This window comes from Bradyrhizobium sp. USDA 3650 (assembly GCF_054057395.1).
In genome coordinates this window covers 2,780,756-2,803,769 of record NZ_JBSRZG010000001.1, presented here as the reverse complement: position 1 = coordinate 2,803,769, position 23,014 = coordinate 2,780,756, and the positions used below count along the sequence as shown (strand labels likewise).

The window sequence follows — 23,014 nt, the reverse complement described above, 5'->3', positions numbered from 1 at the left end:
CATGTCCGAAAATTCCGAGACCAGACCGGAGCGCTATGTCCGCCCGCCGAGTGCGGAATCGCTGGGCGAAGCGCCGGGCAGGGGACGTCTCGCGGGCCGCCGCATCCTGATCGTCGGCGGTGGCCAGCGCGTGTTCGATGCCGCCACCGATCCGATCGGCAACGGCCGTGCCATGAGCATTCTGTGCGCGCGTGAGGGCGCGAAGGTCGCAGTCGCCGATCTCAACCGAACCTCGGCCGAGCACACCGTCAAGCGCATCACCGACGAAGGCGGTGAAGCCTTTGCGATTGCGGCCGACGTCACGTCGGAGGCCGAAATCCTGCGCATGATCGACGAGGCGCATCGGGCCATGGGCGGGCTCGACGGAATGGTGCTCAACATCGGCACGTTCGGCAAGGTCGGGCTCGACGCCGTCAGCCCCGAGGAGTGGAATGCGATCTACGACGTCAACGTTCGCGGCCCGATGCTGTGCTGCCGCGCAGGCCTGCCGCAATTCGACAACGGCGGATCGATCGTCTTCATCTCCTCCATCGCTGCGCTGAAAGCCGGCTCGCAGATGGCGGTGTATGATTCCTCGAAAGCCGCGCTCGGCGGCCTCATGCGCAACATCGCCCATCTCGGATCGCGCCGCGGCATTCGCGCCAATTTGGTCTATCCCGGCCTCGTCGACACCCCGAACGGCCGCGAGGCCGGCGCCGGCCGACCCAACCGTGGCAAAGGCCACGTCCCGTTCGGCCGTCAGGCCACCGCCTGGGAAATCGCCTATGCCGTGCTGTTCTTCCTCTCCGACGAGAGCGTCTACGTCACCGCGCAGACGCTCGCGGTCGATAGCGGGCTGAGCGGGATGTGAGAGGGCGGCCTCGCGCCTATGGCCGAGGGGCGCGCGCTTGGCAGATCACGTGGTCGAGCGAGACCCAGCCCGGCCCGTAGGCCATGATGGCGAGCGCCATCGCCGCCCAGGTGATGTGGATCGGCCAGCCGTCAGGCACGGTCAGCTCGACGATGACGGTCATGAACAGCAGTCCGAGCGCCGCGAACCGCGTGCCCAAGCCGAGCAGGAGCAGGATCGGGAACATGATCTCTCCGCATCCGGAGAGGAACGCCATCACGCTCGGCGCCGGATAGTGATAGGGCCCGCCCGGCAGATGCAGCATGAACTCGTCGCTGAACAACGTCACGGCAGTGTCGTTGAGCTTGAGGAAGCCTGCCCATTTGAGCATGCCGGAACGCCAGAACGGCACCGCCAGCGCGACGCGGAGCACGAGCTGGACCAGCGATGGCGAGGCGATGGTCTGCACCAGATGATTGGCCTTGTCGACGAGGAGCCCGAGTGAGGGCAGGCCGCCACCCGCCTGCATGCGTTGGTCCGTGATCATCAGACGTCTCCGAAAGCGATTGAGGTGAAGGCGCCCGCCTCGATCAGGCCGGTGATGTTCGAAGCGAGGTCGAAGTCGGCCGCCGCGTCCAGCGCGCGTGCGGCGGCCTCGCCGAGCGGCCGACCCGACATCAGGCTGCTCGCGAACGCCGCTCCGCCCGGCGGCAGGTGCCGGACCACGACATCGCATTCGGCGCGCGTGACCAACGCGTCTTCCGGTGTCGCAGCGTCAATGCGCCCGACCGGCGACGTGTCGCGGTTTTCGGCGAATATCGTCACCGCGGCGAATTGCGACCGCACGATTCCCACTGCCGGGTGCGGTACGAGGACGAGATCGCCCAGCCGCTCCGGCGCAACTGCGGCAAGCTGCCCCGGCGACAGCGGTGCGGCGTCGGCGGCGTGATAGGCATCGAGCCAGGCCCGCTCGATGCGGGCGACATCTGCGAGCCATGGCATCATCTGCGCATGTTCATATTGCGCGATGAAGGCGGGGAAGTCGCGGCCGTAGTCGAACAGCAGGGGTGAGATCGGTGGCGTCTGGCGAACATGGAAGCGCGCCATGGCACGGAAGAAGTCGATGCCGGTGATGCGCTGCACAGCCGGGTAGATGGCAGCGAGCGCGTCGATCAGGCTGACCGTGACGTTGTTGCGGTAGACGTCGTAGCGCTTGCCAGGTGCCTTGCCGTTCGGACCGGCCACGATCTCAGGCGCAGGGCGCACCGGGTCCAGCAGCGCCGGTGCAAAGGCTGCGGCAAAGCAAAGGTCAGGCTCAGGCGGCATGACGATCTCCCGTCAGCCCGACCGGGCGGCAACGGTCGAGGATCGCCTGCGCAGCGGCCGCCTCCGCTCGCAGGACCGCCCAATCCGGGATCTTGCTGTCCCACTCGATCAGCGTCGGCACGCCGCCGCGGCGCTGGACGACGATCTCGTACAGCTTCCACACGGCGTCCGCGACCGGGCCGTCATGGCTGTCGATCAGCAGCAGATCGCCTTCGTCGTCGGCCTGCTCGGCATGGCCGGCGAGATGGATCTCCCCGACGCGGGCCAGCGGAAAGTCCGCGAGATAGTCGAGCGCCGAGAAGCCGTGATTGGTCGCTGATACGAATACATTGTTGATGTCGAGCAGCAGCCCGCAGCCGGTCCGCTCGGCAACAGTGCGGATGAAATCGGTTTCGCTCATCGAGGATTCGCGAAAGGCGACATAGGTCGACGGGTTTTCCAGCAGCAGCGGTCGGCGGATCGCGTCCTGCACCTGATCGATGTGATCGCAGACGTTTCGGAGCGTTGCTGCGGTGTAGGGCAGCGGCAACAGATCGTTGAAGAAGCTGGTCTCATGCGTCGACCAGGCGAGATGCTCCGATACCAGCGCGGGCTGGTAACGCGCCACCAGTGCGCGAAAGCGGGCCAGATGCGTCTTGTCGAGCGGCTGTGGTCCGCCGATCGACATGCACACGCCATGCAGTGAGACGGGATGGTCGCGGCGGATCGCCTCCAGCGCGCGGTGCGGCGGTCCGCCGGCGCCCATATAGTTCTCGGCGTGGACCTCGAAGAAGCCGCGTTGCCGTTTCGCGCCCAGGATCGCCTGAAGATGTTCGGGCTTGAAGCTCGTCCCCGCGACGCCGCCGATCGGCGCGGAATAGCGGAGGGGCACCGCAGACATGTCAGGCGCGATTGCCGTCGTCATGGTTTCTCTCCGCTCTTCCGTGTTGTGGTGGTCGCGACGCAGCGCGTCAGACCGGCTTGAGCGAGCCCTTCTTGCCGCCCGGCAGCTCGATGCTGGTGCAGGTGCCGCCCTGGACGAATTTCCATGCATTGCCCTGGAAGTCGGCGGTCGAGGTGCCCTGGCAGGTCGTGCCCGGTCCGGCCGCGCAATCGTTCTGGCCCTTCAGCGCGACGCCGAAGCATTTTTCCTTCTTGGCGGCGACGGCAGCGTCGCCCTCGGCCTTGGTCAGCGGAGCAGCAGCGGCCAGGGTCGCCAGTGCGGTCGACATGGCGCCGGCGAGAACGAGCGTGGTCACGGCAAGTTTGGCAGACATTGAAGTTTCTCCTGTTCGAGATGGCATCGCCTGGCAGGCGAAGAGCGCCTTGTTCGTTCGCCTCGCAGCCGGCTCGCGTTACCGATCGAGCGGGTCACGAGTTCGTGAGGACGTTAGATGAGCGCACGGGCTGTGCGCCTGGACCGGATTAGCGGGTGACGGGCCGGTCAATCCAATGCCTAGTCTCTATCGAGACCTTAGCCGGAGAGCATTGGCGGCGAGGCGCGGTGCCTGCCACAGGTAACGAATGCACGCGTGCCACGTAGAGCGGTAACAGGAGGTGGCCAGTCGCCGCTTTGCCGGAGAACGGAAACAGCGATGAATGTCGATCCCGGACGGCACCTGCGCGCGCTCGCGAAGCTGACGGTCAGCATTCGGCTCGCCGTCTCGGCGCTGGTCCTGACCGCGATCCTTTTGACCGCCGCCCTCTCCAGCCTGTTGTGGTGGCGCACGGCAGAGGCGGCGAGCCGGCAGCTCGCATCGACCATCAACGAGCAGATCGTGGCCGCCGTCCGCAAGGAGGTCGCCGCGATCGTGGACGAGGCGCGTGCCGCCCACACCGCGATCCGCACCCTGTTCCTCCAGAACGTGCTCGACACCCGCGAGGCCGACAAGCGCGAATTCGTGTTCCTGTCGCAACTGCAATCGCAGGCGACGATCTCCTGGGTCGCCTTTGGCTGGCCCGACGGGACCTTCTTCGCCGCGCACAAGCTCGGCGACCACCGCCTGGAGATGATGGAGATCTCGCTGACCGATCATGCCGGCCAGCGCCGCATCGACGAATACGAGGTGGTGCCCGGCGATATCGAATTCGCCAATCGCCGTTTCGAGCCGACCGATTTTCGCGTCGCCGATCGCGCCTGGTTCAAGACCGGGCTGGCGGCCGGGGAGCCGGAGTGGTTCAAGGTCATGGACCATCCGACCGGCGAGCGGCCGTCGATTGCCTTTGCCGGTCCGATCGATGTCTACCAGGAGCGGCAGGGCGTCCTCGCCATCGTCATCGAGTACACCAGGCTCGCACGCTTCCTGTCGCAGCTCGAGGTCGGGCGCACCGGAACGGCCTTCATCATCGACGGCAGCGGCGAGCTGATCGCGGCGCCCGACAAGGACGCCGACGAGCTGCACGTTGCGAAGGGCGATACGACGCTGCTGCCGCTGGCGCGGATGGCACTCGTGAAGGCGGGCGAGGATGGCCGCAAGGAAGCTTGGCGAAGCCGGCTGACGTCGGCTGGCGGGGCTTACGAAGTGGCGCTCACGCCGCTGCCGTTTCCCGGCTGGTCGCTCGCGACCGTGATCCCCGAGGCGGAGTTCCTTGGTCCGGTCGAGACGACATTGCGCCGCCTGATCCTCGGCCTTGCCGTCGGCGCCGTGCTCGCGGCGCTGGCCTCAGCGATGCTGGCGCGCTCCGTCATCGCCGCGCCGCTGTCGCGCGTCGTCGGCGAGCTGCGTCACGTTGAAGCTTTCGCGCTGGAGCAGGTCCGCCGCCATCCCTCGCGGTTGAAGGAGATCGCGAGCCTGTCGGGCGCGATCGCCGAGATGGCGGCCGGCCTGTCGGCGTTTCGCAAGTTCATCCCGGCCGATCTGGTCCGCTCGCTGTTGCGCCAGGGCGTCGAGGCAAGGCCAGGTGGCAGCATGCAGGAGCTCAGCGTGATGTTCGTCGACATCGCCGGCTTCACCGGGCTGTCCGAGCGGCTCGGCGACCGCGTGGTGCCGCTGTTGTCGCGCTATCTCGACCTCGCCTCAGAGGCCGTTGTCGCGAATGGCGGCACCATCGACAAGTTTATCGGCGACGCCGTCATGGCGTTCTGGGGCGCGCCGCAGCCGCAGGCCGACCACGCGCTGCGCTGCTGCCGCGCGGCGCTCGGCTGTTGCAGGGCAATCGCGGCCTCGGGCCTTGCCGACGATCTCGGCCAGCCGCTCCAGATCAGGATCGGGATCAACTCCGGCCGCATGCTGGTCGGCAATATCGGCTCGGAGCTCCGCCTGAACTATACCGTGATCGGCGATGCCGTGAACGTCGCAAGCCGCCTCGAGGGCGCCAACAAGTCCTACGGCACGCAAATCCTCATTGGCGAAGCGACCGAACGTCTCGCGCGCGGCGCCATCGTCACGCGCGAGATCGACAGCATCGCCGTGTACGGACGCGAGGAGGGGTTTGCGGTCTACGAGTTGGTCGGACTCGTCGGCGAGGACGGCGGCGAGACGCTCGATTGGATCGTCCGCTACGAACAGGGCCTCGCGAACTATCGCGCGCGCCGGTTTGCGGCTGCACTTGCTGATTTTGAAGCCGTGCTGAACACGCGCGGCGCGGATCGCCCGGCTGAATTGATGCGCGATCGCTGCCGGCAGTTGGTTGAGAGCGCGCCTGATTTTGCGTGGCGCCCGGTCGCGGCACTGACGACGAAGTAGTCGCGAAAGATTGGCGTGCTGCGGGAAGCGAGCTGGCTACAATTCTATCTGCATGATACGCAACTGACACCCGCCCTCTTGCGCTCCCGGACCACCTGAAGACATGAAAACCACACTGCTGAAATCCGAAGACTACGCTCGCTCGCCCTGGAAGAACGGCGGCGGCATCTTCACCGATATCGCGGATGCCCATCGCGCTGAGTCCAATGTGAAGGATTGGGACAGCCTGCTGTGGCGCTTCGCGGCCACGCCGATCGTGGCGCCGGGTCCCTTCTCCCATATGCCCGGCATCGACCGTTTGCAGATGGTGGTCGGCGGCCGCGGGCTGGTGCTGAAATCGCCCACCCAGGAATTCGACGAGCGCGAGCCGTTCACGACGGTGCGCTTCACCGGCGAGCTCGAGATCGTGACCAGGCTCGAGGAAGGGCCAGTCGAGGTGGTGAATTTGATGGGCCGGCGCGGTGCGGTGGCGCTTGAGCTCGAAGCGCTTAAGGCGCCCGGTGAGCAGCGATTGTCCGCCGGCACGCATCTGATTTATGCGGCGCGCGGCGACTGCGGCATCCGTCTCGACGGCACGGATTTTTCGATTTCGCACGAGAACACGTTGAAGGTCGAACTGACGGGGGCGTCGACGCTTGCGCTTGTGTCGGGGCTGGCCGTGCTGAGCTCTATTCAAATCGTCGGCTGAACCGCGTTCCGGCCGTCGGAGCGGTGCGCACAATCCGTGCAACTGGCTAGGTTGACGCCGTCGCGCCGGGGCACGATATCTGCCCTGATGCAGCCGCTGCCCAGAGCACGATATGGGCAGCCACGATATGAACGGGCAGATATGACCTCGCGAGACAAGAACGCCACGCTATCCGACGGCGTCGTCGATTGGCTGATCAACGGCACGCGCGACGAGCGCTTCATCGACAAGATCTTTGCCGAGATGTGCATCCGGCTTCAGCAGGCCGGCATTCCGCTGGCGCGGTCGACGGTTCACGTGCTGATCCAGCATCCGCAATGGCTGGGCGCCCGCTTCATGTGGGCCGACGGCATGCGCGAGGCGGAGATTGCGCGGGTCGACTACGACGTCCGCGAGCGGTCCGAATACATCGGCAGTCCCGCCAACGAAATGTTCGACGGCGCAACCGAGGTGCGCGAGAATCTCGAGGGCGACCCCTCGCTCGGCCGCAAGCACGCGCTCTATCGCGAGATGCGCGCGCAGGGTCTGACCGACTATGTGGCCTGGCCGCTCTATCATACGCTCGGCAAGCGCCATCTCGTCACTTTTGCGACCAACCGGCCCGGCGGCTTCGACGACGCCCATGTCGCCGCCCTCAAGAACCTGTTGCCGGTGCTGGCGCTGGTCAGCGAGATCCGCATCAAAAATCGCCTGGCGCGAACGCTGCTCGAGACCTATGTCGGCTCCCATGCCGGCGAGCTCATCCTGGCCGGCGCCACGCGGCGCGGCACCGGCACGACGGTGCGCGCCGCGATCATGATCTGCGATCTGCGCGAGTTCACCAAGATTTCCGACAATTGGCCGCGCGATGACGTCATCGATCTGCTCAACGACTATTTCGACGCGATGTCGGAGCCGATCGCGCGGCATGGCGGCGAGATCCTGAAATTCATCGGTGACGGCCTGCTCGCCATCTTCCCCTTGAGCGAGCCCAATGCCGGTGCAAACCTGCTGCATGCCGTGACCGAAGCCCGTCAGGCCATGATCGCGTTGAACGCGCGCAACGACGGCACCGGCCGCGCGCCGCTGAACTACGGCATCGGCGTCCATGTCGGCGACGTCATGTACGGCAATATCGGATCGTCCACCCGACTCGACTTCACCGTGATCGGTCCCGCCGTCAACATGGCCTCGCGCCTCGAAGCCTTGACCAAGCAATTGGGAAAGACGGTGCTGCTGTCACGCGACTTCGCCGATCTCGTCGGCGGCCAGTTCGATCTGGAGCGCGTTGGCGAGCACGGTGTGCGCGGCTTCAGCGAGCCGATCGAGCTGTTTGCGTATCAGGGTTGAGGCAAGGACCATCACTGTTTCGATCCGGTCCAGCTTCCGACACATCCATCGGATCGCTGGAACGTACCGGAGCCGCTGCGGCCTGAAAATCGCCCGGACATGGTCCAACTCAGGCTTCCGGCGGCACCGACGCCGGAGGTGGAGCCGTTCGGACTGACTTGGGCGGTGCCGTACTGTCCCACCAGCTTGCCGCCGGTGATGACCACCGTGTCCGTGGAGGTGCCGCAGGACGCGCCGACACTGGTCAGCACCCATGCTCCGTCGAGATTGCCGCCCCCGCCGCTCTTTTGCGGCGCGCGGCGTGGCTCGTCGTCCGCGGGCTTGCTGCGTCGTGCCGGCTTCGAAGGCTCGGTTGCCCGCGGCGTCGCGCGCGAACCGGACAGCGATTTTTCGTCATTGCCGATGCTGCCGCCGGCGCTCCCCGACTGCGCACGCGCCATGTCCGGCAAGGCGACGATTGCGAGTGTGGCTGACAACAGGGCGGCTTCACAAAAAGCGCGAAAATGGCTTTGCATATTGCACTGGTTTCAAATGAACAGGTGTTGGCGGCGGATCGTATTGCCAATGCGCGAGTGTGTCACTACGCTTGACCCTGGGTAGCCCAAACGTTGCTTCGATCGGCCGCACGTTCATGCCAAAATTCCTCCGCATCGGAATCCATCAGTCGAACGTATCGGGTTACACGTCGAAAGCGTGGTGCGTCCGGCGCGTCGGCACGGCGATCCTCCTGAAATGGGGCGCCGTGGAGGTCCAGGGCGCCGGTGACGGACGAAAGGTCTACTGGACCCGTCTGCCGCAGGAGAAGACCATTCGCTGCGGCAGCGCGCAGCGTGCCCAGGACTACGCAAAGGCCGCGATCGCGCGGCGCCGCAACCATCGCTATGAACCGCTGGCCGGCGCGATCGTACTCCGGCGCCGACCGGCCGCGGGCAACACCGAGCTCAAGCGGGCGCTCGCCACGATCCTGATCGTCGACATCGTCGGCTCCACCGCAAAAGCCGCAAAGCTCGGCGATGTCCGCTGGACCAAGATCATGGGTCATTATTACGCGGCGGTCCGCAAGGAGCTGAAGAGTTCGCGCGGCAAGGAAGTCACGACCACGGGCGACGGCGTGCTGGCGACGTTCAAGACGCCGGACGCCGGAATCAATTGCGCGGCCGCGATCCAGAAGGCCGTGCGTACGCTCGGCCTCGAGATCAGGGTCGGCCTGCATGCCGGCGAATACACCGTGAGCGGCACTGAGGCGGTCGGCCTCGCCTTCCACATCGGCACCCGCGTCGCCGCAAAGGCGCGCGCCGGCGAAGTTCTGGTCTCCAGCGCGGTGAAGGAGCTGATGACGACCCAGTCCGAGATCCGCTTCAGGGATCACGGCGTGCATCAGCTGAAGGGCGTGCCGGAGCGATGGCGGCTGTGGCGGGTCGAGGGCTGAGGCGATTGGGCGGGCCGCATCCACGCCCTCATCTCATCTGGACGACGATTTTCCCCTTGGCCCGTCCCTTTGCGAGATAGGCCAGTGCCTCTTTCGCCTGTTCGAACGGAAAGACCTTGTCGATCACCGGCCGGATGTGCTCCGCCTTGAGAAGCTCGCCGATCTCGGCGAGTTGGTTGCCGTCCGGGTGCACGAACACGAACGAATAGTCCGCGCCGATTTTGCCGGCTTGGCGAATGATCTTGCGGCTCAGCCATCCGAACAGGAACACCATGATGAAGTTCATCCCGCGGGCGCGCGCGAACGCGGCGTCCGGCGGCCCGACCAGCGAAGCAATCCTGCTCCCCCGCTTCAGGATTCGAAGCGATATCTCGACCGCGTCGCCCCTGAGCGTACCCAGCACCGCGTCGTAGTCCCGCAGCACCGCCTCGAATTGCTGGGTCTTGTAGTCGATCACCTCGTCAGCCCCGAGGCGGCGCACCAGATCGATGTTTCCAGTGCTGGTCGTCGTCCCCACTTTTGCCCCGAGATATTTCGCGAGCTGGATCGCGAATGTGCCGATCCCGCCGGCGCCCGCGGGAATGAACACCTTCTGGCCTGGCTTGAGACGTATGCGCTCCCTAAGCGCTTGCCACGATGTCAGGCCGACCATCGGGATCGAGGCCGCCTGCACGAAGTCCAGGTTTGGCGGCTTGAGCGCGGCGGCATCCTCCGGCACGATCGCGAATTCGGCGAGAGCGCCGGTGCCGAGATCGAAGATGCTGGCAAAGACGGCATCGCCGGGCTTGAAGCGGGTCACGCCGTTTCCGACCTCGACGACGATGCCCGCGAGATCGCTGCCCAGCGTGGCCGGCAGCTGAAACTTGAGGATCGGCTTGAACGTTCCTTTCGGAATCATGTTGTCGATCGGGTTCAAGCCCGCGGCGTGAACCTGGACCAGGATTTCGTTCGGCTTCGGCGTCGGCCGGGGGATGTCGGCCAACGCGATCTGGTCCGGCTTGCCGTAGCGCTTGAAGATGAGGGCTCTCATTTTTTCTCTTAGTCCGAGGGTTCTTCGCACTGGCAGTTTGCGGCCGTCAGAAAGCCCGCGCAGTGCGGGCGGGCTGTGGCGCCGCCACCACGTCGAGCCGCAAATCCTTTCGAAGCCCGGCATCCACCAGGGCTGCGGGCGCAAATCTGCGTAGAAACCGCAGGCGCTTCGCAAGGCTGCCGGCCGCGTATTTGAGCTGCGGGCGCGCCGCGCTCGCGGCCTTCAGCACAGTCTCGGCCACCACGCCGGGCTCTTCGGCCGTCGCCATCACCTCGTTCACCCGCTTGGTCACGCCGGCGCGCGCCTCGCGATATTCCTCGAGCGTGGCGTCGGGCTCCATGAAGTTCGCGTCGAACGGCGTCTTGGTGTAGGCGGGCTCGACCACGGAGACGCGGATGCCCCGCGTGCGCAGTTCATGGTCGAGCGATTCCGAATAGCCCGCCACCGCGTGCTTGGTCGCGGCATAGAGCGCGCCGTAAGGCATCGGCAGAAAGCCGAGCACCGAGCCGATATTGATGATGCGGCCATTGCCCTGGCGGCGCATGTGCGGCACCACGGCGCGCGTCATCCGGATCAGGCCGAAGAAGTTCGTCTCGAAAATCGCGCGCGCCTGCTCCATCGAGCTCTCTTCCGCGCCGGCGGGGGCAACGCCGAAGCCGGCGTTGTTGACGAGCAGGTCGATGCGGCCCTCGCGCCGGATCACTTCGCCGACGGCGGCTTCCACCGACGCATCGCTGGTGACGTCGAGGGCCAGCATCTCGAAGGCTTGCTTGCCCGCCTGCGCGCCCCGCCTGCTGGTGCCGAACACCTTGTAGCCGGCGTTGGCGAGCCGCTCCGCCGTGGCCTGGCCGATGCCTGAGGAGGCGCCGGTCACCAGCGCGATCTTCGGTGTAATCCTGTTCATAATGCCTCTCCGACGCCACTAGCGGGCCTGAAATCGTTTGATTACGGTCGTAACTATTGATATACATGACGATCGTAATTATAAAAGTCAAGCCCCGTATCCGAGGATCGGTCCCATGCGCGTCTCAAAGGAACAGGCTGCCAAAAATCGCGAGCATATTCTCGAGACCGCCTCGCGGCTGCTGCGGGAGCGCGGCATCGCCGGCGTCGGTGTCGACGCGCTCGCCGAGGCGGCCGGGATGACCCACGGCAGCCTGTACAGTCAGTTCGGCTCGAAGGAGCGGCTGGTCGAGGAAGCCGTGGCCCATGCGATCAAGGCCAAAGGGGAGGAATTGCCCGAGGCCTTCGCGCTCGAGGACTATCTTTCGGAATATCTCTCGCCGGGGCATCGCGACGATCCCGCCGCCGGCTGCCCGTTCGCTGCGCTCGCCTGTGAAGTGTCACGTCAAGGCGGCGGCCTGAGGCAGCGCTTCACCGCCGGCGTGCGCGGCACGATCGCCCTGCTGAGCAGCCGGATGGCCTCCACGCTGAAGCCGCGGCAGCGCGAGGACAAGGCGCTCGCAGCCGCCGCCTCCATGGTGGGCGCCCTCGTGCTCGCCCGGGCCGTGGACGATCCCAAGCTGTCGGACGATATTCTTCGCGCGACGAGGAAGTCGCTGGGAGGGTGAGGACGCGTCTCGGCGGGACGCCAAAAGTCCGGAACAAAATTCCGGTGTCGACGTTCGATGTCGCGGATAGCCAATGGCAATGGCTGCCGATCTTTCGACATCGACATACGTTTCGAACGCGCATGGATGATGACAGCGATCTGGTGCTCGGCATGTTGGCCCTGGCCGTCGCTGCCCTCCTATTGGTGGCGGGCGAGCTCTATCTCGTGACGCGGCCAGAGCCGCCGCAAACTCACGCGCCGGCCCGACCGGTCGTAACATCGTCGGCCGAAGCCATTTTTGGTCATGTCGATTTTGGAGCGTAAGCAGACAAACTCGAAGAGGTGGGCCATGGGAAGCACTGCAACTGTTCCGATGCTGTCGCCTGAGGGCGGATTGACACATTATCTGGCGGAAATTCGCAAGTTTCCGATGCTGCGGCCCGACCAGGAAATGGCGTACGCGAAGCTATGGCTCGAGCACGGCGACCGTGAGGCAGCCTATCATCTGGTCACAAGCCATCTGCGGCTCGTTGCCAGGATTGCGATGGGATATCGCGGCTACGGCCTGCCGGTTGCGGACATCATTTCCGAAGGAAACGTCGGCCTGATGCACGCCGTCAAGCGCTTCGAGCCGGAGCGCGGCTTTCGGCTTGCGACCTACGCGATGTGGTGGATCAAGGCGTCGATACAGGAATACATCCTGCGGTCCTGGTCGCTGGTCAAGATTGCCAACAGCGGCGCGCAGAAGAAGCTGTTCTTCAAGCTTCGCAGAACCAAGGCGGAAATCTCCGCTCTGGAGGATGGTGATCTCCGCCCCGAGCACGCCAGCCAGATCGCGCGGCGGCTCGGCGTGCAGGAGAACGACGTGATCGAGATGAACCGGCGCCTCGGCGGCGACCTGTCGCTCAATACTTTGGTGCGCGACGCCGACGGCGGCGAAGTCCAGGACTGGCTCGTCGACCCCGCGTCCAGTCCTGAAGCCGAATACGCCGAGCGGGAAGAAACCAGACGGAGGCGTGAAGCCCTCGCCGGCGCGCTGGACGTCCTCAAGCCGCGCGAGCGCGACATTCTCGAGGCGCGCTGGCTCTCCGAGCCGCCGCTGAGACTCGAGCAACTCGCGGCACGGCATGGCGTTTCACGCGAGCGGGTGAGGCAGATCGAAATGCGCGCGTTCGAAAAAGTTCGGGCTGCCATCGGGGGGCGCTTGGCAGCCACCTCTTGAAACCAAATCGCCGCCTCCTAATTCTTTTGGCAACCCCGACCGAAACATCGAGCACAAGCAGGTGCCTGACGAGCTGATCGTCTGGGCTTTGCAGCGCCGGTGCGTGGCCTTCGCCGCGCGCCGAGCTGCGCTAATCGACAATCGAGAGAGGAGAGAAGGAGAAACGACAATGGCACTACGCGATCTGATTCCGTGGAACAACGGCTCACGCAGCATGGCCGTTCAGCGCGGCGAAGCCGGCAACCCGCTGCTTGCGCTTCACCGCGAGATGAACCGGCTGTTCGACGACGCCTTCCGCAGCTTTGACCTCAGTTCGTTCGGCTCCTCGACCGCGATGGGTTGGCCGAACGTCGAACTCGACGAGAGCGACAAGGAGGTCAAGGTTGTCGCCGAGCTTCCCGGTCTCGAACAGAAAGACGTCAACGTCGAACTTGCAAACGGCGTGCTGACGATCAGCGGCGAGAAGAAGAGCGAAACGGAAGACAAGGAGCGTCTCTTCAGCGAGCGTTACTATGGCCGTTTCGAGCGGCGCATTCCGGTCGATGACGTCGATCAGGACAAGGTCGCCGCTTCCTTCAACAACGGCGTTCTCACCGTCACCCTGCCGAAGTCACCGGCGGCACAGCAGAAGGTGAGGCGGATCGCGATCAACGGCAAGTAAGCATGAAGCGGGCGGGAGCCAGCGCTCTCGCCCGCGTCCGGCAGGGGGCCGCATTCGCGTTCGTCGGCTCGCTGCAAAATTTTTCGGAACGCCCGGAAACTTCAATTCCGGTCTGGCGTTTTGCGGTCGGTTTCCAAGTTTTGGGAGTCGCATATGAAGAAACTTGCTTTGGTCCTGACGATGATCTCGACGCTGCTCGTGGCGGCCGCGTCGCCGGCGGAAGCCCGTGGCTGGCGCGGCGGCTGGCACGGCCATTGGGGAGGCCCCGGCATCGGCTTCGGTCTTGTTGCCGGTGCGCTTGCGGCCGGGCTCGCGGCCGATACCTATTATGGCCCGCGCTACTATGGCCCGCCCTACGGCTACTATGGACCGCGCTACGTGCGGCGGGCCTATTATGTGCCTTACGCCTACGCGCCGCCGCCCTATTGGGATCCATGGTGGTGACAAGACAAGGCCCGGACCATCGTCCGGGCCTTCCTGCGTGAGCGCAATCGGTCACTCGTTCGCGGCGCGCCTATTTGCGGCTCGCTCCGGTGGAGCCGGAACCTGGCATGGCCTGCTGGCCTCCTTGCGTTTGCCTTGTGTCGTTGTCGCCTGGCCGCGTCGTTGACGTTTTGGCCGGTGCGTTCGCCCCGCCGCCATTGTTGTCCGATGACGTGTTGAGGCTGGAGGCTCCCGCGCCCGTCGCGCCGCCGGTGCTTGAGGAGTCGATGCTCGACCCGGTCCTGGACGCACCCGCGCCGCCTTGCGCGAACGCGGCAGGGGAAAATGCGAGAGCCGCAACCAGCCCTGCGAGAACCAGCTTTTTCATGTCCGCTCCTGTGCTTGACGTCGTCACATACCGTGCCGAGGCAAAGATCTCGGCACGCACCTGTTCCTGCGTGGGCGCGGAAATCCGCACCAGCGACGATTAAGTCATCCCGGACTCATCGCGCCCGGGGCGATCAATTCCTGCGCTTGCGGCGTCAGCTCGTAGCGATCGCCGGCTTTCACGAGCCAGCCCGCCTCGATCATGCGTCGCGTCATGCCTGCGCTGCACAGCGGGTGGCTGCCGCCGGGATGAAACAGCGCGCCCTCGCGTTCGATCAGGTAGCCGTAGAGCCGCGCCTGTCGAAGCGGGTTTTGCATCCCTGGTGTGGGCGCCTCCATGGTCTCTCGCGCAGTTGCTCCATGACGGGTTGAGATGACGGGCTGATCCCCATCAGGCGGCCCCGGCCTGTGGCCCGGGGGCGGGGCTTCGAGCCGAGGCCGCCATTGCCGGAATCGCAAGGACCCGGCGCGGCCCAATACGCAACAGCCCCAGGTCGTTCCTACAACGCCGTTCCTATCGGCCGTTGCTGTTTCCGGATGGGGGCCGGCAAGGCGAAGCGTCTAGGCCGACCAACGATCCTGCTCTTCCTGGTGGGCATGCTCGTTCAGCCGTTCGGCGATCTGATCCGCGATCTTCTCCGACTCGGCCGAGGCGACCGGCTCGCCCTTGTGGGTCCTGAGCTTGTCCTTGTCGGCTTCGATGGGAAAATCGTCGGGCTTCAGTCCGGGATCCCTGGTCATGGCGCGCCTCATTATGTCTCGCATCCCGAAAACACGGATGCAGGCTGTTCGTTGCTGGAACAATGAAGCTGCGATCGAAAGCCACAGCCTGGCTCAAGCACCGCGCTCCCGCGCTTTGCTCAGGCCCCGCCGACGGCCCGGATCACGGTCCCGCTCCCGCCGCACGTCGCACAGGGCGCGCCGTCGATCCGCCCCTTGCCATGGCAATCGGGGCACACATCTTCGCCCGTGCCCGTCGTTCCCGGTGCGGCTTCATCGCCGGGGTTGAGCGCTGCCGAACCCGTCGGCGATGTCCCGGTCGATGTCCCGGTCTTGGCGCCTTGCGCGTCGGTCTTGGTCATCTGCAATCTCCATCGAAAAGACCGCAACGCGCCTTGCCGCAGGAAGTGCCAATCGAGGTTGCACTCGCCGAGACCGCCCCACTTGCGCGATTGCGGAATCAACCACAACCAGAGCTTGCGCGATTGCTGGAAAACCAGCAGTATGCATGACGGCTCATTGTCGATCTCAAGTTGAACGATACCGCCGCGTCACGGCGTCATCGTCCCGGGATCGGCCCGACACATCCGCGCTTCACCCTGGAAAACCCATGACCCGCATCGACGCAGTCGACTGCCACGCGCGACCATTGCAATCATCGGCGCGGGCCCGACGGGCCTGTCGACCGCATGGTTCCTGTCGAAGAACGGGTTTCACAACGTCACGGTGCTGGAGAAGCTCGGCCAGATCGGCGGGCTCTGCAAGAGTCTCACGGTCGACGGCATGAGCTATGACCTCGGTGCCAATTACGTCACCTGGGCCTACCAGGAGACGCTGGCGATCGCGGCCGAGGTCGGCGCGACCACCTATGCCGAGGAGCCCTATACCTCGATCGACATCGCGCCTGATGGCAACAGCTTCACGTACCGATCGCTCATGAAGGCCGTGCTCTACGATCCCTACACCAAGTCCACGATCTCGGTGTGGACATTCCTCTGGGCGGCGGTTCGATATCTTTATATCCGGTGGCAGCTCAGCGGCGTCATCGACGCGCCTGACTATCTCGACAAGATCCACGAGCGCCCCGAGCTCTGCGTCGACTTCAAGTCCTGGCTCGCAAAACAGGATCTGATGCCGCTGGCCACCCTGTTCCAGTTTCCGATCACGATCATGGGCTACGGCCAGCTCGACGACATCGCGACGCCCTACGCGCTGCGCTACATGTCGGTCCGGACGTTCTTCCCGATGGTGTTCGGGCTCGGCCCGGTCAACTGGATCATCGGGAGCTGGCCGCGGCGCTTCACCGACGGGTTTCAGCGGCTGTGGGAACGGGTGTCCTGGCGCCTCAACGTCCGGCTCAACGTCAACATCACCAAGATCGAGCGCACGGCCGCCGGCGTCCGGATCGACATGGAGTATCCCGAGCAGGATCTGAACGACCTCAAGATCGTCAAGGACAGCAAGCTCTATGATTATCTGGTGCTCGCCTGTCCGTTGACGACGGACGTGTTCGCGCAGCTCGGCCTTGCTCCCAATGCCGCGGAGCAGAACGTGAATCGCGAGATCAAGTTCAATCCGTATTGCATGACGACGTTCTGGATCGACATGAAGATGGAGGCGCCGGTCGCGCCGGTGCTGCCGCTCACCGAACAGGGCACGCCATGGGCGGTCGCGCGGCAGTTTCAGGACAGCGGCAACATGTTCACGCAGTTCTACACCCGCCCCAGGGACAAGCAGACCAGCGACGAGGTCATCGCTGAGGTCAAGCGCCTGACCAAACTGCTCGGCGGCACGATCGACACCAGCCAGCCGCGCTGGCACACGTTCGACGAGTTCACCTACTTCCAGCACTTCACGCCGGACCAGATCAAGACCGGCATCTATGCCGACCTCGCCCGCATGCAGGGCGAAGACCGCACGTTCTACGTCGGCGGCGCGACCGATTTCGAGCTGGTCGAGCCGATCGTCGTGCATTCGAAGTACATCGTCGAGAAGCACTTTGCCGGCGGGGTCTGCACGAATTAGCGCGGCCGGGCGGCGTCACCTCATCATTACCGCACGCCGGTGCCCTTGCAGCGCTGGCACTTCACCACCTTGTCGCCCTTCTTGAGCAGGCCTTTGCCTTCGCAGTTCTTGCATTTCTGCTTCTTCTTGATGTTCGGGCCTTTTTCACTGGTCATGGATGGCTCCTGCCGCGGTGGGGGACGGGCGCCTTGTATAGGATATTGAACCCGCGAAAGCGGCAGAAATCATCAAGAGTGCTGTGCCGTAATCCCGGCGTTCGGTCAGGGACGCACGCGAATACTCGCGTTGGAGGGGCCGCCGACCGTCTGAATCGGCTCACCGGCCGCGCGGTCCAGCGGCGGGTGCGGCCTGGCGAGTCCGACTGTTCCGGGAGCTGCCTCGTTGCTGACCGCAGGCATGTTGACGCGCTCCATCGTGATCGTGGCCACGACGGCAACGGCGAGGGCGACAGCACTCAAAACCAGGGTCATCCGATTCTGGTCTTCCATCGTGAGACCTCCGCGAAACGAGTCGCGGGGATAATGCCGGATCGGGGATTTAGTTCTTCTCCCACCTGGTTCAGGCTGCGCCGCACAAAACGCTTCGCCCTTCATTCTCCGGCTCAGATGCTCGCCTTCAGGACTCCAGCTCTCATCTGACGCCCGAGAAAGCATCCGCGGCGTAGACGACCTTACCGCCCACGACGGTCAGCAGCGACGCCGTGGCGCCAATTTGCTCGACGGGGACGGACATGAAATCCCGATCGAGGATCGCGAGGTCGGCGAGCTTGCCGGTCTCTAACGTGCCGCGCCGCGTCTCGTCGAAGCAGAACCACGCGCTTCCCACGGTGTAGAGGCGCAAGGCATCTTCGCGGCTGGGTGTTTCGTCCGGGCCGCGCGTCGACAGTCCGCCGACGGTCTTGCCGTCGAGCATCCATTGCAGCGCCACGAACGGATTGTAGGATGCGACCCGATGCGCATCCGTGCCGGCCCCGACATGGACCCCCATGCGCAACGCCGTGACGAGGGGCGGCATGCTGCGCGCGGCTTCGCCGGCCTGCGCCACGATACGGTCGCCTCCGAGATACATCGCGTCCTGCATGGTCCAGCCGACCCCAAGGGCTTTCATGCGCGCGAGCGTTTCGGGCGAGGTGTTGTCGAGATGGGCGATGGACCAGCGCAACGGCGCGAGCGGCGTCTCCTTGTTGACCTCGTCATAGAGGTCCAGGAGGTGATGGACGGATTTGTCTTCCTGCCAGTGGATGGTGACGGTCAGCCCTTGTTTGGCCGCCCAACGAATGATCTCGCGGAATTTGTCCTTGGCGGCCGCGTCGGGCGCATTGTTGTTGTACATGGCGCCGGTGATCCGCTCGCCTAGTCCGTTGAACCGCAGCATGTCGTCGCCGAATCCCATCGGCAGGAACGGCGTGAGAGACTTGTACTCCTCGAATTCCGCGCCGACATTCTGCGCGAACAGGCTGTAGGCAACCCGAACCGAGAGCGATTTCTCACGCCAGAGCTTTTGCAAAGCGGCGTAATGGCTGGGATAAATGCTGAAGCCGCCGGGATCCACGATCCCGGTCACGCCAAGACGATTGAGCTCCGTGAAGAACTGCCGCGTCCCGGCGACATTCTCTTCGAAATTCGGCCTCGGCAGCCGATCGAACAGCGCGGAGATACTGACAATGGAGCCGTTGAGCCAGCCCGTGGTGTCGCCCGACGCGGCCGTGATACCGGCCGGCAACTGATCCGCAGACATCCCGAGGGCTTGTTGCGCCTTTGGCGTCATCAGCACCGCCGCATAGAACAGCTGGATGTAAGCCGGATTGTCGGGAACGGCCGCCATCACCTCGGCGAGCGTTGGCCGCCGCTTCTCCGCAAATTGCAATTCGCTCCAGCCACCGGCCACGATGATCCAGGACGCCGGCCGCGCTGTTGCCGCCTGGCGCAGGCGGTCCATGGCCTCAGGGATAGTCTTTGCGCCGATCCAGTTGACCTCGGTTGCGTAGGTGAGGCCGGCGCGCACGGCGTGAATATGGGAATCGATCAATCCCGGAATGATGGTGCGTCCACCTGCATCGACTCGGCGCGTCGCGGGCCCGATCAGGCCTTCCATGGCATCGTTGCCGCCAATCGCGACGATCTTGCCGTCGCGGACTGCGAGAGCCTGCGCGATCGTCGATGCGGGATCCAGCGTCACGAGCTTTGCGTTCGTGACAATGAGGTCGGCCTTTTGTGCGTAAGCCAAACCGGCCCAGCACGAGATCACCAAAATCGCCAGAAGCTTTCGCATCATCAGTTCCGACATGAGAGAGGCCGAAGCGTCGCCACACATCCGCCGCCGGATGCGCCCTTGGACATCGCGTGTCGCAACGGGGAGTGTTGCCGTCCTGGCCATGTCTGGCACCAACAAAATCAGCCGGTCCACTGGAAAATTTGTTAAGGCCCAAGTTTGATTTTCCTGGTGGGCCCGGCAGGACTCGAACTTGCACGAGACCGTTATGAGCGGCCGGCTATCGAACAGCTTCGTTGATTTTGCCGCTTTTTCGTTCGAGTTCGCTCGCGTTCGTGAGGGTTTGTTTGCGCTGTTTCTGGTGCAAAACTGGTGCAGCTGAATGTTGGGCCGTTCTGCTCTCACATAGAAAGCACTCAAGACTTTCCCTTGTGGACTTATGCTAGTCACGCTCTAACTTGCGTTCATCGAAGATTGTCCGCATGCATTAATGTCGTGGAGGGCAGCAGAAGCATTTCGAGTTCACCGAGATGGTTGCGGTCGTGTTCCTATCCGTTCCCCGCTACTGACGCAGCACCAGGTGCTGGAATGCGATCCCTTCGTCCGTGCTCAACGTGATTGGATCGTCCGCACTATGCGCGTAGGGACTAGCGATATGGTTATTCGCTGAGATTGTCACGGTATTCGTGTGGCTCGTTGTACTGGTCCTCAGGACGGTCGACGCAACGTTTCACCAGCAGGTTGGCGAGGTTTCTCGCAATCTGAACCGCAGACGCCAGGTGAGCCGCGAGATATGATCGCCCTCACGAGAGGTCCCTCATCGGCAGCGCATGGAAGCATTCAGCGGGCTACCGCTGTGAAGCCAACCTTTTGAAGCGGCGGGGACTCCTCGCATTGGGACTTCGTAGTAGCGAGCTCAGACGGCTAGAGCCAGAGTTAATAGGCTGGCGCAGTTCTGCCAAAAAAGCGCCGTTGGGGCCAATAATTAGCTTGTTTCTGAAGGTTTTGTGATAAAGGTGTGTCGGGGAGGTGATGCAATCGGTTCGTGCGTGTCGGTCTGCGGCCTATTTGGCTGTGGGAAAGCCAACGCTCAATCGCGAGGAAGGCCACTAGACTTGGTGCTTTGCGATTTGGGGATGTAGGCTTTTGCATAGCTTGATTCGAAGCTTCGAGGCTTTCCGAATGGCCACGCTGATGTGCGACCGCTTGAGTCGCTTTTCCGGCAAAGTCCCTCCGGTCGATTTCTCCCCGCCATCCGTCCAGCATTTTCGCGGCAAGAACTTTAGGTGCGTAAGTCAGTTCGTCATGATCGTTTTTGAAAAGAATGTATTCGAAGGCCGGCGGCCGCTCCACGTCCTTATTGTCGTCGTTGGCGATGACAAGGACTCTCCGCTTCTTAACGCTCAAGCGTTCTGTCAGGACATCGTCGATTTCTGGATCGGGCACGAGGACGAGTCACTCGCGCACGAGATGTCTCTCAGTACGATCGAACTAGTTGCCAGCGACCGGGATCGAGCCGGCGGTGTGACCGTTCGGATCCCATCCGGCACCAAGACGGTCGAAAATCCGAATTGGGCCAATGCTCGCCTTGCTATCCAGAACTGGTGCTCTCGGGTGCAGAAAGGTGGTGCGGGCATCCTTCATTGGGTCGGTCACGGCCATATCGAAGGCACGCAAGAGAGCAGTAGTGTTCAAATCTTGTTCACCGACGACAAGCTGGAAAACCGAAGAGAAGGTATTAATTGGAACACCACGAGAATTGGGATTGACGACAGGACACGCGGAAGGCCGGTGTTCTGCTTCGTCGACAGCTGTCGAGTTTGGGAGCCAAGCAGGGCTGGATACCAGTCCGCCTTCGACGGTACGGTGTGGCCCGCCAGCAGGCGGGCGGCCGTCGTTTATGGGGTGGCGCCTGAAAGTCCGGGCATTTGGGACGACATGCGCCATCACGGCGACCGCGCGGCTGACCTCCACTTCCCGGGCGGTCCGGTTGCGACGAGTGCATTTGTTAAGTCTTTTGAGGGGCTTGGAGTGGATTATGTCCCCGGTCGGGGACGGCACGATGTCAAAATGCACCGTATCGAAGAGGGGGCGAGAGCGTTAGTCTGCAGGTGGATGCACGCGATTGGCAGGCCGGTCGCAAAGGGCGACGAAAGGGATATTGTGTTTGTGGATTATGCGGGAGAGTTCACCCCGATGATACACAGTCCGACGCCGCAGTCGGCGGTTGATGTCATGTCGCACGGCGCGATCGCTTGTTCTTTGACCTCGACAGCGAGCGCGGTCGCGTCCAACGGCGTGTCAGTGCCAGGATCACAACCACCCACGTTCGAATTCCTCGTGTCGTGCGGCGACTTTAACGCAGACGTTCGGGACGCGGGCGGCATTTATAGTAGGTCGCTCGGAGAGACTATCACGATCCCACATCAGCAGGTGACGGTCTCGCGGTGAAAATGATAACTACATCCGAGTCACTTCCGCCTCCTCCACTTCTCTTCATCGAGACCGTGGGAAGCGATGGAGAAGCGCGCAAACGCATTGTTCAAACCAGCGACGAGTTTCCTGCTTGGTTTTCGAAGGAAGCATCCGTCCGTGTCATCGCTCCTAACGGCGCGCGACGTGAAGGCAAGATAAAGGTCGATATTCACAAAACGAACTTTTACGAGGCCTGCAGGAGCCTTCTCGGCTCAAGCGCGGATTGGATGCCTTCGCTTCCCGAGAAAAAGAAGGTACACGAACCGGACCATGACTGTCGTGTTTGGATAGATGGAAAGCCGTCCGACATCGAACTCGGCCGGTTGGCCGGGAAGTTCATTAAGTTCAATGTCCCACTGGATGCCTCGAGTTCGTATTTTGAAGTTTCGAACGACAAGGGTCCGAAGATCTTTGCCCCGATCGATCGAAATATCTTCGTCTACATCGACATCCTAAAGGGCAGGACCGGAGACTTTCTCTGCCCCCGAGTGCTGACCAACTTTACGTTCCCGGCAGCACTGTGGGCATTCCGGCGTGTGCGGATTTCGGATGCTGCCGAGGTCGCCGCTGTCGAGGTCGCGAATCGATGCAAGGAAGGCGAAGACAGGATAGATTGGGTCGTTGCCGCCGGTCAGAGCGTAATTCTTTATCCCGATCGAACCGAGTCCAATCGTTCGAAGGTGGTGAAAGCGCTGTCGGAAGCGTCGTCCAAAAGTCCCGACGCGGAGATCTGTCTTGCTCTCATCCGAATGATGGATACGGACAATCGTGAGGAAGCGTACTCGGTCGCCAAGAAGGCAGTGATCAATCTTGCAAGAATTCCGCCTCGCTACGCTTGCACGATGGAAGTGTTGGACGCGAATGTGGACGTCCTAGCGGAATTATTCCGGGCTGATGGAAAGGCCGAAGAAGCACTTTCGGCGGTGCGTTCGCTGGTCGCGCGAGTTCGGGCCAGCTTCGGGCGAGGAGATGTGAACGTATTCAGAGGAAATTCGCCGACCGAACCGGACAGCACAGCGGTCGGTGAAAGCGGCTCAAAAAA

General features: G+C 63.5%; 25 protein-coding genes. 12 read left to right on the top strand and 13 right to left on the bottom strand.

The genetic code is table 11. The features are described from left to right. Window position 1 precedes the first annotated feature (1 nt). Window positions 2-850: an SDR family NAD(P)-dependent oxidoreductase gene (locus tag ACVIN2_RS13005; RefSeq protein WP_456765916.1), complete on the top strand. Its 849-nt coding sequence runs from the start codon at window positions 2-4 to the stop codon at window positions 848-850. A gap of 16 nt (window positions 851-866) precedes the next feature. On the opposite strand, the gene ACVIN2_RS13000 is transcribed toward ACVIN2_RS13005, so the two are convergent. The 4 genes from ACVIN2_RS13000 to ACVIN2_RS12985 are packed head-to-tail and all read right to left on the bottom strand — an operon-like array spanning window position 867 to window position 3,411. Continuing rightward, window positions 867-1,376 (bottom strand): DoxX family protein, encoded by a 510-nt coding sequence (locus ACVIN2_RS13000; protein WP_456765915.1) that lies wholly within the window; start codon window positions 1,374-1,376, stop codon window positions 867-869. Further along, complete coding sequence (locus tag ACVIN2_RS12995; RefSeq protein ID WP_456765914.1) at window positions 1,376-2,155, bottom strand: HvfC/BufC N-terminal domain-containing protein; 780 nt, start codon at window positions 2,153-2,155, stop codon at window positions 1,376-1,378. The genes ACVIN2_RS13000 and ACVIN2_RS12995 overlap by 1 nt, the downstream gene beginning before the upstream one ends. Further along, on the bottom strand, window positions 2,145-3,059 hold the full coding sequence (gene bufB, locus ACVIN2_RS12990) for an MNIO family bufferin maturase (RefSeq protein ID WP_456765913.1): 915 nt from the start codon (window positions 3,057-3,059) through the stop codon (window positions 2,145-2,147). The genes ACVIN2_RS12995 and bufB overlap by 11 nt, the downstream gene beginning before the upstream one ends. Before the next feature lie 46 nt (window positions 3,060-3,105). Then, the gene (locus ACVIN2_RS12985) at window positions 3,106-3,411 is read right to left on the bottom strand and encodes a BufA1 family periplasmic bufferin-type metallophore (RefSeq protein WP_456765912.1); all 306 of its coding nucleotides are present in this window, start codon (window positions 3,409-3,411) and stop codon (window positions 3,106-3,108) included. A 318-nt stretch (window positions 3,412-3,729) separates the two neighbouring features. Between ACVIN2_RS12985 and ACVIN2_RS12980 the strand changes: the two genes are divergently transcribed. From ACVIN2_RS12980 to ACVIN2_RS12970, 3 genes are all read left to right on the top strand, one after another. After that, window positions 3,730-5,820 carry an adenylate/guanylate cyclase domain-containing protein gene (locus ACVIN2_RS12980; RefSeq protein WP_456765911.1) on the top strand — a complete coding sequence of 697 codons (2,091 nt, stop codon included), beginning with the start codon at window positions 3,730-3,732 and terminating at the stop codon, window positions 5,818-5,820. Window positions 5,821-5,923: 103 nt separating this feature from the next. Continuing rightward, window positions 5,924-6,508, top strand: coding sequence for a HutD/Ves family protein (locus ACVIN2_RS12975; protein WP_456765910.1), 585 nt, complete (start codon window positions 5,924-5,926; stop codon window positions 6,506-6,508). 141 nt (window positions 6,509-6,649) lie between these two features. Beyond that, window positions 6,650-7,837, top strand: a complete 1,188-nt coding sequence (locus tag ACVIN2_RS12970) for an adenylate/guanylate cyclase domain-containing protein (RefSeq protein ID WP_456765909.1) — start codon at window positions 6,650-6,652, stop codon at window positions 7,835-7,837. Window positions 7,838-7,848: 11 nt separating this feature from the next. Here ACVIN2_RS12970 and ACVIN2_RS12965 read toward each other — a convergent pair whose 3' ends face one another. Next, window positions 7,849-8,352 (bottom strand): hypothetical protein, encoded by a 504-nt coding sequence (locus ACVIN2_RS12965; RefSeq protein WP_456765908.1) that lies wholly within the window; start codon window positions 8,350-8,352, stop codon window positions 7,849-7,851. A gap of 116 nt (window positions 8,353-8,468) precedes the next feature. Between ACVIN2_RS12965 and ACVIN2_RS12960 the strand changes: the two genes are divergently transcribed. Continuing rightward, the gene (locus ACVIN2_RS12960; protein WP_456765907.1) at window positions 8,469-9,266 is read left to right on the top strand and encodes an adenylate/guanylate cyclase domain-containing protein; all 798 of its coding nucleotides are present in this window, start codon (window positions 8,469-8,471) and stop codon (window positions 9,264-9,266) included. Between the two features lie 28 nt (window positions 9,267-9,294). On the opposite strand, the gene ACVIN2_RS12955 is transcribed toward ACVIN2_RS12960, so the two are convergent. Both ACVIN2_RS12955 and ACVIN2_RS12950 read right to left on the bottom strand, forming a co-directional pair. After that, on the bottom strand, window positions 9,295-10,296 hold the full coding sequence (locus ACVIN2_RS12955) for an NADP-dependent oxidoreductase (protein ID WP_456765906.1): 1,002 nt from the start codon (window positions 10,294-10,296) through the stop codon (window positions 9,295-9,297). 46 nt (window positions 10,297-10,342) lie between these two features. Then, window positions 10,343-11,200, bottom strand: a complete 858-nt coding sequence (locus tag ACVIN2_RS12950) for an oxidoreductase (RefSeq protein ID WP_456765905.1) — start codon at window positions 11,198-11,200, stop codon at window positions 10,343-10,345. Between the two features lie 115 nt (window positions 11,201-11,315). On the opposite strand from ACVIN2_RS12950, the gene ACVIN2_RS12945 reads away from it, so the two are divergent. The 5 genes from ACVIN2_RS12945 to ACVIN2_RS12925 all read left to right on the top strand — a co-directional run bounded on the left by ACVIN2_RS12945 (window position 11,316) and on the right by ACVIN2_RS12925 (window position 14,175). Next, complete coding sequence (locus tag ACVIN2_RS12945; RefSeq protein WP_456765904.1) at window positions 11,316-11,867, top strand: TetR/AcrR family transcriptional regulator; 552 nt, start codon at window positions 11,316-11,318, stop codon at window positions 11,865-11,867. A 44-nt stretch (window positions 11,868-11,911) separates the two neighbouring features. Then, window positions 11,912-12,172, top strand: coding sequence for a hypothetical protein (locus ACVIN2_RS12940; protein ID WP_456765903.1), 261 nt, complete (start codon window positions 11,912-11,914; stop codon window positions 12,170-12,172). A 25-nt stretch (window positions 12,173-12,197) separates the two neighbouring features. Continuing rightward, the gene (rpoH, locus tag ACVIN2_RS12935; protein WP_456765902.1) at window positions 12,198-13,070 is read left to right on the top strand and encodes an RNA polymerase sigma factor RpoH; all 873 of its coding nucleotides are present in this window, start codon (window positions 12,198-12,200) and stop codon (window positions 13,068-13,070) included. A 169-nt stretch (window positions 13,071-13,239) separates the two neighbouring features. Then, the gene (locus tag ACVIN2_RS12930) at window positions 13,240-13,731 is read left to right on the top strand and encodes an Hsp20/alpha crystallin family protein (protein WP_456765901.1); all 492 of its coding nucleotides are present in this window, start codon (window positions 13,240-13,242) and stop codon (window positions 13,729-13,731) included. 153 nt (window positions 13,732-13,884) lie between these two features. Further along, window positions 13,885-14,175: a hypothetical protein gene (locus ACVIN2_RS12925; protein WP_456765900.1), complete on the top strand. Its 291-nt coding sequence runs from the start codon at window positions 13,885-13,887 to the stop codon at window positions 14,173-14,175. A 471-nt stretch (window positions 14,176-14,646) separates the two neighbouring features. Here ACVIN2_RS12925 and ACVIN2_RS12920 read toward each other — a convergent pair whose 3' ends face one another. The 3 genes from ACVIN2_RS12920 to ACVIN2_RS12910 all read right to left on the bottom strand — a co-directional run bounded on the left by ACVIN2_RS12920 (window position 14,647) and on the right by ACVIN2_RS12910 (window position 15,623). Next, window positions 14,647-14,880 (bottom strand): hypothetical protein, encoded by a 234-nt coding sequence (locus tag ACVIN2_RS12920; protein WP_027516108.1) that lies wholly within the window; start codon window positions 14,878-14,880, stop codon window positions 14,647-14,649. 222 nt (window positions 14,881-15,102) lie between these two features. Then, window positions 15,103-15,282, bottom strand: coding sequence for a hypothetical protein (locus ACVIN2_RS12915; protein WP_063993743.1), 180 nt, complete (start codon window positions 15,280-15,282; stop codon window positions 15,103-15,105). Window positions 15,283-15,401: 119 nt separating this feature from the next. Beyond that, complete coding sequence (locus ACVIN2_RS12910) at window positions 15,402-15,623, bottom strand: hypothetical protein (RefSeq protein WP_456765899.1); 222 nt, start codon at window positions 15,621-15,623, stop codon at window positions 15,402-15,404. A 178-nt stretch (window positions 15,624-15,801) separates the two neighbouring features. On the opposite strand from ACVIN2_RS12910, the gene ACVIN2_RS12905 reads away from it, so the two are divergent. After that, entirely contained in the window at window positions 15,802-17,286 is a 1,485-nt protein-coding gene (locus ACVIN2_RS12905; protein ID WP_456769708.1) for an FAD-dependent oxidoreductase, read from the top strand. Window positions 17,287-17,312: 26 nt separating this feature from the next. On the opposite strand, the gene ACVIN2_RS12900 is transcribed toward ACVIN2_RS12905, so the two are convergent. From ACVIN2_RS12900 to ACVIN2_RS12890, 3 genes are all read right to left on the bottom strand, one after another. Further along, complete coding sequence (locus ACVIN2_RS12900; RefSeq protein WP_007600646.1) at window positions 17,313-17,441, bottom strand: hypothetical protein; 129 nt, start codon at window positions 17,439-17,441, stop codon at window positions 17,313-17,315. A 105-nt stretch (window positions 17,442-17,546) separates the two neighbouring features. Continuing rightward, entirely contained in the window at window positions 17,547-17,774 is a 228-nt protein-coding gene (locus ACVIN2_RS12895; RefSeq protein WP_456765898.1) for a hypothetical protein, read from the bottom strand. 142 nt (window positions 17,775-17,916) lie between these two features. Beyond that, complete coding sequence (locus ACVIN2_RS12890; RefSeq protein WP_456765897.1) at window positions 17,917-19,557, bottom strand: amidohydrolase; 1,641 nt, start codon at window positions 19,555-19,557, stop codon at window positions 17,917-17,919. A 1,122-nt stretch (window positions 19,558-20,679) separates the two neighbouring features. Here ACVIN2_RS12890 and ACVIN2_RS12885 point away from each other — a divergent pair. After that, window positions 20,680-21,948, top strand: a complete 1,269-nt coding sequence (locus ACVIN2_RS12885; RefSeq protein WP_456765896.1) for a hypothetical protein — start codon at window positions 20,680-20,682, stop codon at window positions 21,946-21,948. Window positions 21,949-23,014: the final 1,066 nt, after the last annotated feature.

What these genes read in the sequence shown, in the direction of transcription:
- ACVIN2_RS12895 (WP_456765898.1), bottom strand. Translation starts at nt 17,774, where the DNA reads ATGGAAGACCAGAATCGGATGACCCTGGTTTTGAGTGCTGTCGCCCTC.
- ACVIN2_RS12985 (WP_456765912.1), bottom strand. Translation starts at nt 3,411, where the DNA reads ATGTCTGCCAAACTTGCCGTGACCACGCTCGTTCTCGCCGGCGCCATG.
- ACVIN2_RS12885 (WP_456765896.1), top strand. Translation starts at nt 20,680, where the DNA reads ATGGCCACGCTGATGTGCGACCGCTTGAGTCGCTTTTCCGGCAAAGTC.
- ACVIN2_RS12955 (WP_456765906.1), bottom strand. Translation starts at nt 10,296, where the DNA reads ATGAGAGCCCTCATCTTCAAGCGCTACGGCAAGCCGGACCAGATCGCG.
- ACVIN2_RS13005 (WP_456765916.1), top strand. Translation starts at nt 2, where the DNA reads ATGTCCGAAAATTCCGAGACCAGACCGGAGCGCTATGTCCGCCCGCCG.
- ACVIN2_RS12965 (WP_456765908.1), bottom strand. Translation starts at nt 8,352, where the DNA reads ATGCAAAGCCATTTTCGCGCTTTTTGTGAAGCCGCCCTGTTGTCAGCC.
- ACVIN2_RS12995 (WP_456765914.1), bottom strand. Translation starts at nt 2,155, where the DNA reads ATGCCGCCTGAGCCTGACCTTTGCTTTGCCGCAGCCTTTGCACCGGCG.
- ACVIN2_RS12910 (WP_456765899.1), bottom strand. Translation starts at nt 15,623, where the DNA reads ATGACCAAGACCGACGCGCAAGGCGCCAAGACCGGGACATCGACCGGG.
- ACVIN2_RS12930 (WP_456765901.1), top strand. Translation starts at nt 13,240, where the DNA reads ATGGCACTACGCGATCTGATTCCGTGGAACAACGGCTCACGCAGCATG.
- ACVIN2_RS12960 (WP_456765907.1), top strand. Translation starts at nt 8,469, where the DNA reads ATGCCAAAATTCCTCCGCATCGGAATCCATCAGTCGAACGTATCGGGT.
- ACVIN2_RS12915 (WP_063993743.1), bottom strand. Translation starts at nt 15,282, where the DNA reads ATGACCAGGGATCCCGGACTGAAGCCCGACGATTTTCCCATCGAAGCC.
- ACVIN2_RS12920 (WP_027516108.1), bottom strand. Translation starts at nt 14,880, where the DNA reads ATGGAGGCGCCCACACCAGGGATGCAAAACCCGCTTCGACAGGCGCGG.
- ACVIN2_RS12975 (WP_456765910.1), top strand. Translation starts at nt 5,924, where the DNA reads ATGAAAACCACACTGCTGAAATCCGAAGACTACGCTCGCTCGCCCTGG.
- ACVIN2_RS13000 (WP_456765915.1), bottom strand. Translation starts at nt 1,376, where the DNA reads ATGATCACGGACCAACGCATGCAGGCGGGTGGCGGCCTGCCCTCACTC.
- ACVIN2_RS12890 (WP_456765897.1), bottom strand. Translation starts at nt 19,557, where the DNA reads ATGCGAAAGCTTCTGGCGATTTTGGTGATCTCGTGCTGGGCCGGTTTG.
- rpoH (WP_456765902.1), top strand. Translation starts at nt 12,198, where the DNA reads ATGGGAAGCACTGCAACTGTTCCGATGCTGTCGCCTGAGGGCGGATTG.
- ACVIN2_RS12925 (WP_456765900.1), top strand. Translation starts at nt 13,885, where the DNA reads ATGAAGAAACTTGCTTTGGTCCTGACGATGATCTCGACGCTGCTCGTG.
- bufB (WP_456765913.1), bottom strand. Translation starts at nt 3,059, where the DNA reads ATGACGACGGCAATCGCGCCTGACATGTCTGCGGTGCCCCTCCGCTAT.
- ACVIN2_RS12980 (WP_456765911.1), top strand. Translation starts at nt 3,730, where the DNA reads ATGAATGTCGATCCCGGACGGCACCTGCGCGCGCTCGCGAAGCTGACG.
- ACVIN2_RS12970 (WP_456765909.1), top strand. Translation starts at nt 6,650, where the DNA reads ATGACCTCGCGAGACAAGAACGCCACGCTATCCGACGGCGTCGTCGAT.
- ACVIN2_RS12950 (WP_456765905.1), bottom strand. Translation starts at nt 11,200, where the DNA reads ATGAACAGGATTACACCGAAGATCGCGCTGGTGACCGGCGCCTCCTCA.
- ACVIN2_RS12945 (WP_456765904.1), top strand. Translation starts at nt 11,316, where the DNA reads ATGCGCGTCTCAAAGGAACAGGCTGCCAAAAATCGCGAGCATATTCTC.
- ACVIN2_RS12900 (WP_007600646.1), bottom strand. Translation starts at nt 17,441, where the DNA reads ATGACCAGTGAAAAAGGCCCGAACATCAAGAAGAAGCAGAAATGCAAG.